Genomic DNA, 7,593 nt, shown 5'->3' with positions numbered 1-7,593 from the left:
GGGTGGCCGAGGCGCTGGGCGGCGGGGTGACCGACTGCGTCGGCTGTGTCGACGGAGCGGCGCTGGCCGACGGGTTGCCGCCCGGCTGGACGGCGCTGGCCGACGGGTCGGCGGAGGCGCCCGGCCCGGCCGGGCTCACGCCGGCACCGGGCGCGGTGCCGGTGACTCCGGGAGCCGGTGCCGTCCCGCCGCCGGCCGTCGGGGTGGTTCCCGGGATCACTCCGGGGCCGACGGAGGGTTCGGTGGACTCGGCCGGTCCCGGATCGGTGTCGACCTTGCCGGCCGGGGCGTCGTCCTTCGGGCCGTCCATGGGGAGCCAGGGCGCGTTGGAGTTGCCGGACAGCAGGGTGACGAGGATGACGACGGCGTAGACCGCGCAGGCCAGTCCGACGGCGATGCCGATCCGGCGGAAGCGCCGGCTGCGCCGGCCGGACTCGTCGACGAAGACGGGGCCGTCGGACTCGGATCCGCCGTCGCCGGGGCGGCCCTCGATGCGGCCGTCGGCGTTCAGGCTGACCGCGTCGAGCTGGACGGTCACCTCGTGCGGGTCATGGGCACCGCCGTCGGCGCTGCCGGACTCGTCCCACGGATCACGTACGACGACCCGGCCGCCGGGCGGCTCCGGGACGTACCCGGCGCGGTCGGCTCTCGGGGCCCCCGGGAAGTCCGGGAAGTCCCGGTCGAGGCTCGGCCCCGCCGCATCGGGCACACCTGCCGTACCCGACGCACCCGCCCTTCCGGCCGTACGCGACGGTCCCGCCGGGCCCGTGCTTCGCGCGGGCAGCTCGGTGCGGTCGGCCGTCGGCTCGGGGCCTTCGGTGCCGGCCGAGCCGCTCGGGCCGGGCCCTGCGGACTCCGGGAAGGTCTGGGTGGAGCTTCCCGTCATGGAAATGTCCTGGGTGCCTGATGCGACCTCGGGCCATTCCGGTTGGGCGTCTTCTCGCCACTTTTTCACGCGCACGCACATCCCCCACGGGCTGATCTGGGCGCGCTTTCGACCTTGAGCACACGTCGGCTGAACCGAGCCCCCACCCGGTCCGAGCGCCCCCCTTACCACACCGTGCTCAGGCCACGAATGTAGCGCACACGGAGGATCTGTGTTTGCCACGTGTCATTTGTGGATGTTCATATCGGCCTCATCGGTGGCTGGAACCCATCCGTTGGAGGGTCTGCGAAGCCACCCATGTTCGACGGAAAGTTCGATTGCGGCGCGGCGGAGGGCGTCGAAGGCCGGATGCACCAGACCCCTGCGCCACACGAGCGACACGGGCGACAGCGGCACCGGATCGACCAGCGGACGCAGCACGGTGGCGGGCATGGGCGGGAAATCCATGACGGCGAGAACCGGGTTGCGGATCTTGGCCATGATCCGTTGGAACTCCTCGTCGCCGATCGCGAGCGGGGCCGGCGGGGCGAGCCGGATGCCCCGTCCTTCGAACAGCCGACGAGCGAGATCGGTCCATTCCACGGTGCGCGGGTTTCCCGCCCCGGCGTACACCGTCTCGCCCTCCAGGGCGGCCAGCGGCACCCGTTCCAGAGGGGCCAGCCGGTGGTCCTCGGGCAGCACGACGGCCATGCGCTCGTAGCGCACGGGCTGGTGGTCCAGGCCCGCCCGCAGCGCGGGGTCCAGACCGGCGAACCGGCCGAAGGACGCGTCGAGGCGACCGGCCAGCAGCTCCCCCGCCGCACCCGTCAGCCCGCTCTCGTAGCGGGCCATGAGCTCCTGGTCGGGGGCGAGTTCCCGGGCGCGCAGCAGTACGGCGCGGGCGGTGGCCTGGTCGGGGAAGTTCAGGTCCACGAGCAGCGGGCGGGCCTGCGTGAAGGCGGCGAGCAGGTCGTCCTGGGCATCCAGGGCCCGGCGGGCGTAGGGCACCAGCCGCTCGCCGTCGGCGGTCAGCGTCACCTGCCGGGTGGTGCGCACGAACAGCTCGGTGCCCAACTCCCGCTCCAGCCGCCGTACATCACGGCTGAGCGCCTGCTGGGCGATGTAGAGCCGGGCGGCCGCGCGCGTGAAGTGGAGCTCTTCGGCGACCACCAGGAAGGCGCGCAGGAGCCGGGGGTCGAGGTGCTGGGGGCGGGGCCCGGGGCTCGGGCTGGGCACGGACATCGCGCGAACTTACAACACAGGTGCGTGAATCGGTACGGAGTAGGTGTTGGACCCCTTGATCGTCCCCACGCGACGGTGGGCGCATGCCGCAACCCGACCGCCCGATGTTCACCACCACCGCCGACGCCCTCGTCGTCGTCGACTTCGGCCCACGGGGCCGGGGCCCGGGAGTCTCACGAGGCCCGGGAGGTCCGGGAGGCCCGCGCGACTCCCGGACACCGCGTCGTCGTCGCGCCCCCGGCCCCTACCGCCGCCTTCTCGCCACCCCGGGAGCGCGCGCGTTCACCATCGGAAACCTTCTCGCCCGGCTTCCCATGGGCATGTTCGGCGTCAGCGCGGTCGTCATGATCGCGGGGACGCGGGGTTCGTACGCCCTCGCCGGCGCCGTCACCGCGACCGGTCTCGCGGCCACGGCGGTCGTCGCCCCGTGGACCGCGCGGCTCGTGGACCGACACGGACAGGCCAAGATCGCCGTACCGGCCACGGTGCTCGCCGCTCTCGGCTCGCTCGCCCTGCTGCTGTGCGTCCGCCTCGGCGCCCCCGCGTGGACGCTCTTCGTGTCGTACGCCGCCACCGCCACGACCCCGAATCTCGGCGGGATGTCCCGGGCCCGCTGGGCCCACCTCCTCGACGGCGACGCGGGGGCGCTGCATGTCGCGAACGCCTTCGAGCAGGCCGTGGACGAGGCGTGCTTCATGCTGGGCCCGGTCCTCGCGGCCTTCCTGTGCACCGCGTTCTTCCCGGAGGCGGGCACGCTGACCGGGGTCGTGCTGCTGGTGGCGGGCGTGCTGGTGTTCACGGCACAGCGTTCGACGGAACCGCCGACGCGGGGGCGGGGCCCCTCCAGGACGCCTCTGCGCGCGCCCGGTGTCCCGCCCCTGATCGCCGTCTGCCTGGCCATGGGTGCCGTCTTCGGTTCCCTGGAGGTCGTCACCATCGCCTTCGCCGACGCACAGGGCCACCGCTCGGCGGCGGGGGTCGTGCTCGCGCTCCAGGCGGCGGGGTCGTGTGCGGCGGGGCTGGTCTACGGGGCGACACGTCGGACCGGGTCCGGGACCGTCTCGGAGGAGCGCCGTTACGTGTGGTGCACGGCCGCCATGACGGCCCTGCTGACCCTCCCCCTGCCGGCCGCCTCCCTCACCGGCTCTCTGCCCGTCGTCGCGGTCACGCTCCTGGTCGCCGGGATGGCGACCGCCCCGACCATGGTCACCGGCATGACCCTGATCCAGCGACGCACCCCGCCCGGCCACCTCAACGAGGGCATGACCCTGGCCGTGACCGGCCTGCTCGGCGGCATCGCCTGCGGCAGCGCGGCGGGCGGGTGGACGGTGGAGCACGTGTCGCCGGTGGCGGGCTACGCCCTCCCGGTCACGGCGGCAGCGGTGGCCCTGCTGACCGCCGCCACGTGGACGAGACCGACGAAGGCGTGAGGGTCCTGCTCGACACCGAGCGCTGAAGCACGCCTCGCCCCCCTGTGGCCGCCGCGCGTCATCGAATCGCTTCACCTGATCTCGTACAACCCATTGACGACCTCCGAAGCCCACACATACGTTCCACAGTCGAAGCGCTTCGACACGGGCCGTCGAATCGAGTCGAATCGACGACCCCTGCGCGGCCCCCCGCCCGAAGCGACCATCCGACTCCCCGGAGGTACGGGATGTTGACGGCACGAAGGCGTGCGGTGGCGACGGCGGTGGTCCTGACCGGATCACTGCTGATGACGTCCTGCGGAGACTCCGGCAGCGGGTCCTCCGACGGGAAGACACTGCGGCTGTGGCACTACGAGGGCCCGAGCAGCGCGATGGGCATCGCCTGGAAGGAGGCGATCAAGGAGTTCGAGGCCACGCACCCCGGTGTGAAGGTGAAGTTCGAGGAGAAGAGCTTCGACCAGATCCAGAAGACCGCCCCGATGGTCCTCAACTCCTCGGACGCGCCCGACCTCATGGAGTACAACAAGGGCAACGCGACCGCGGGCCTGCTCTCCAAGCAGGGGCTGCTGACCGACCTCACGCAGGAGGCCACCAAGCGCGGCTGGGACAAGCTGGTCAGCCCGAGCGTGCGCACCACGAGCCTCTACGACACCAACGGCGTTATGGGCTCCGGAAAGTGGTACGGCGTCCCCAACTACGCCGAGTACACGCTGGTCTACTACAACAAGGACCTGTTCAAGAAGTACGGCATAGCCGAGCCGAGGACGTTCGGCGAACTGACCGCCGCGATGGACAAGTTCGTCGAGAACAAGGTCACCCCGCTCGCCAACGGCGGCGCCGCCTACCCCGCCCAGCAGTACCTCTACCAACTGGCACTGTCGAAGGCCGACCGCTCCTGGGTCGACGCGTACCAGCTGTACAAGGGCAGGACCGACTTCCATGACGCGGCCTGGACCTACGGCGCGCAGACCTTCGCCGACTGGGTGAAGAAGGGCTACTTCAGCAAGAGTTCCAGCGGCCAGAACGAGGAGGCCGCCGGTGTCTCCTTCACCTCCGGCAAGGCGCCGATCCTGTTCTCCGGCACCTGGTGGTACGGCCGCTTCAAGGCGGAGAACAAGTTCGACTGGGGCACCTTCCGCTGGCCCGACTCCAAGCTCACCCTCGGCTCCGGCGGCAACCTCTGGGTCGTACCGCAGGGTTCGAAGAACAAGGACCTCGCCTACGACTTCATCGACATCACCATGTCGAAGAAGATCCAGAACCTGCTCGGCAACTCCGGCGGTGTCCCGGTCGCGGCGGACGCCGCCGCCATCACCGACCCCCAGTCGAAGGCCTTGATCGAGAACTTCAACGCCATCTCCGAGAACGACGGCCTGGCCTTCTACCCTGACTGGCCCGTCCCCGGCTTCTACGACGTCCTCGTCTCCGGGACGCAGAAGCTGATCACGGGCAGCCAGAAGCCCGACGGCTACCTCAGCGATCTCCAGGAGGCCTACGACAAGGGCGCGCCGAAGCAATGACGGCGACCGTCGAACGCACCGCGCGGGTGGCCGGCAGGACGGGCGCGCCCCGGCCCCCGCGCCGCCCCCGCGACTCGTACGCCCTGTTCCTCCTCCCGGGCGCCCTCGCCTTCCTCGCGATCATCGTCCTGCCGTTCGTGATGAACACGTACGTGAGCTTCACCGACTGGCAGGGCGTGGGCTCCCCCGAGTGGTCGGGGCTCGCCAACTACCGGGAGCTGATGGACGATTCCGAGTTCTGGGCGTCCTTCCGGCACAGCCTGTTCATGGTCGTGGCGATGGCGGCGGTCCCCACGGCCCTCGGGCTGGTCCTGGCCGCCGCCCTGTTCGACTACGTCGGCAAGCACTTCGGATCCCGGCTCGCCGCCGTCCTGCGCGCCTGCTTCTACCTGCCGCAGGTGCTGCCGATCGCGGTCGCCGGCATCGTCTGGAGCTGGATCCTCGCCCCCGACAACGGCTCCCTCAACGCCCTCCTCAAGGCGATCGGCCTCGGGAGCTGGCAGCAGGACTGGCTGGGCGATCCCGACCTCGCCCTCTACAGCGTCATGGGCGTCATGGTCTGGGTCCAGCTCGGCTTCCCGCTGGTCGTCTTCATGGCGGGCCTGCAACGCGCCGACCCCCAGCTGGCCGAGGCCGCGGAGCTGGACGGCGCCGGCTGGTGGCGCCGCTTCTGGCACATCACGCTCCCGCAGATCCGCCCGGAGATCTACGTCGTGCTGACCTGGTGCTCGATCGCCGCGCTCAAGGTGTTCGGCGCGGTGTACGTCCTGACCAAGGGAGGTCCCGGCGGCGCCACGAACGTGCCGTCGTACTTCTCCTTCACCACGTTCTTCGAGAAGACGCAGGTCGGCTACGGCGCCGCGATCTCCACCGTGCTCACCGTCATCATCCTCGCGCTGTCCCTGATCGGTCTGCGGCTCCAGGAGAGGACCGACGCATGACCACCGCCCTGCGCCGCTACCCGGTGCTGATCGCCCTGTGCATCGCGGCCCTGTTCATGATCGTGCCGTTCCTCATCGTCACGGTCAACGCCTTCAAGTCCCCCACGGAGTACGCCCAGAACGGCCCCCTCAGCCTCCCCGACGGTTTCTACACCGACGGCATCAAGGACTTCTGGGAACGCGTCGACTTCGGCCGGAAGCTCGTCAACTCGGTGCTGATCAGCGGCTCGGTGGCACTTCTGGCGGTGGTCGTGTCCGTCCTCAACGCCTACGCGATCGGCATCGGCCGCATCAAGGGCCGCACCTGGGTCCTCGCGTTCTTCGTGCTGGCGAACATGCTCCCGCAGGAGGCGCTGGTCTACCCCGTCTACTACCTCAGCAAGGAAGTCGGCCTCTACGACACCAGGTTGAGCGTGATCATCGTGTTCACGGTGATCCAGGCGGCCTTCGGTACGTATCTGCTCTCCGCGGTCCTGGGCCAGTTCCCCCGCGAGATCCTGGAGGCGGCGCGGATCGACGGCGCGACCAAGTGGCAGGTGCTGTGGCGGATCGTCGTCCCCGTCAGCCGTCCCACCCTCGGCGTGCTGCTGGTCTTCTTCTTCATCTGGACCTGGAACGAGTTCCTGCTCCCCCTGGTGATGCTGATCTCCAACGACAACCAGACGGTGTCGGTGGCCCTCGGCGTCCTCCAGGGCCAGCGCCTGATGGACGCCACGATGACCAACGCGGCCGCCCTGCTCGGTGTGCTTCCCGCGATCGTGTTCTTCCTCGTCTTCCAGCGAACCCTCACCCGCGGTATCGCCGTGGGTGCCGTGAAGTAAGGACCCCCCACAGATGAAGTTCACCGACGGATACTGGCTGCTGCGCGAGGGCGTCACCGCCGCCCACCCGGCCCAGGTCCACGAGGTCAGCGCGTCGGACGGCCGACTGGACATCCTCGCGCCGACCCAGCCCATCCGCCGCCGCGGCGACCTGTTGAAGGGACCGGTCGTGACGATCAGCGCCCACGCCCCGCTGCCCGACGTCATCGGCGTCACCTTCACCCACTTCGAGGGCGAGCAGCCGCAGGGCCCCCGGTTCGAGGTCCGCAAGGAGGACTTCACCGCCCACACCGAGTACGACGAGGAGCACGCCACCCTCACCTCCGGCGCGCTGTCGGTGCGGGTGGCCCGCACGGACACCTGGCAGGTCGACTTCCTCGCGGACGGCCGGCTGCTGACCGGCAGCGGTCCCAAGGGCATGGGCATCATGCGGGACTCCTCGGGCGCCCACTTCCTGCGCGAGCAGCTCGGCCTCGGCGTGGGCACCTCGGTGTACGGCCTCGGCGAACGCTTCGGACCGCTGGTCAAGAACGGCCAGGTCGTCGACATCTGGAACGCCGACGGCGGCACGGCCACCGAACAGGCCTACAAGAACGTGCCGTTCTACCTCACGGACGCGGGCTACGGCGTCTTCGTCGACCACCCCGGCAAGGTCTCCTTCGAGGTCGGTTCGGAAGCCGTCTCACGGGTCCAGTTCAGCGCCGAGACGCAGGAGTTGACGTACTACGTCATCTACGGCCCGACCCCGAAGGAGATCATCCGCAAGTACACGGC

General features: G+C 70.2%; 6 protein-coding genes and 1 pseudogene. 5 read left to right on the top strand and 2 right to left on the bottom strand.

The annotated features are described in order from the left end of the window. Both EHS43_RS48220 and EHS43_RS31960 read right to left on the bottom strand, forming a co-directional pair. Positions 1-886, bottom strand: an 886-nt coding sequence (locus EHS43_RS48220) for a hypothetical protein (protein ID WP_260470805.1), incomplete at its 3' end; no start/stop codon positions are given. Positions 887-1,111: 225 nt separating this feature from the next. Beyond that, the gene (locus EHS43_RS31960) at positions 1,112-2,107 is read right to left on the bottom strand and encodes a LysR family transcriptional regulator (RefSeq protein WP_125194170.1); all 996 of its coding nucleotides are present in this window, start codon (positions 2,105-2,107) and stop codon (positions 1,112-1,114) included. 83 nt (positions 2,108-2,190) lie between these two features. On the opposite strand from EHS43_RS31960, the gene EHS43_RS31955 reads away from it, so the two are divergent. The 5 genes and pseudogenes from EHS43_RS31955 to EHS43_RS31935 form a co-directional block, all read left to right on the top strand. Continuing rightward, positions 2,191-3,537, top strand: a complete 1,347-nt coding sequence (locus tag EHS43_RS31955; protein WP_125194169.1) for an MFS transporter — start codon at positions 2,191-2,193, stop codon at positions 3,535-3,537. Positions 3,538-3,764: 227 nt separating this feature from the next. Continuing rightward, positions 3,765-5,057 carry an extracellular solute-binding protein gene (locus EHS43_RS31950; RefSeq protein WP_185806502.1) on the top strand — a complete coding sequence of 431 codons (1,293 nt, stop codon included), beginning with the start codon at positions 3,765-3,767 and terminating at the stop codon, positions 5,055-5,057. Further along, positions 5,054-5,998 carry a carbohydrate ABC transporter permease gene (locus EHS43_RS31945; protein ID WP_125194168.1) on the top strand — a complete coding sequence of 315 codons (945 nt, stop codon included), beginning with the start codon at positions 5,054-5,056 and terminating at the stop codon, positions 5,996-5,998. Before EHS43_RS31950 ends, EHS43_RS31945 begins: the two co-directional genes overlap by 4 nt. Then, complete coding sequence (locus EHS43_RS31940) at positions 5,995-6,819, top strand: carbohydrate ABC transporter permease (protein WP_125194167.1); 825 nt, start codon at positions 5,995-5,997, stop codon at positions 6,817-6,819. The genes EHS43_RS31945 and EHS43_RS31940 overlap by 4 nt, the downstream gene beginning before the upstream one ends. Before the next feature lie 13 nt (positions 6,820-6,832). Next, positions 6,833-7,593 (top strand): annotated as a pseudogene (locus tag EHS43_RS31935) (alpha-xylosidase); the annotation flags it as partial.

This window comes from Streptomyces sp. RP5T (assembly GCF_003933965.1).
GTDB lineage: Bacteria > Actinomycetota > Actinomycetes > Streptomycetales > Streptomycetaceae > Streptomyces.
This window is presented reverse-complemented; position numbering and strand designations above follow the sequence as displayed.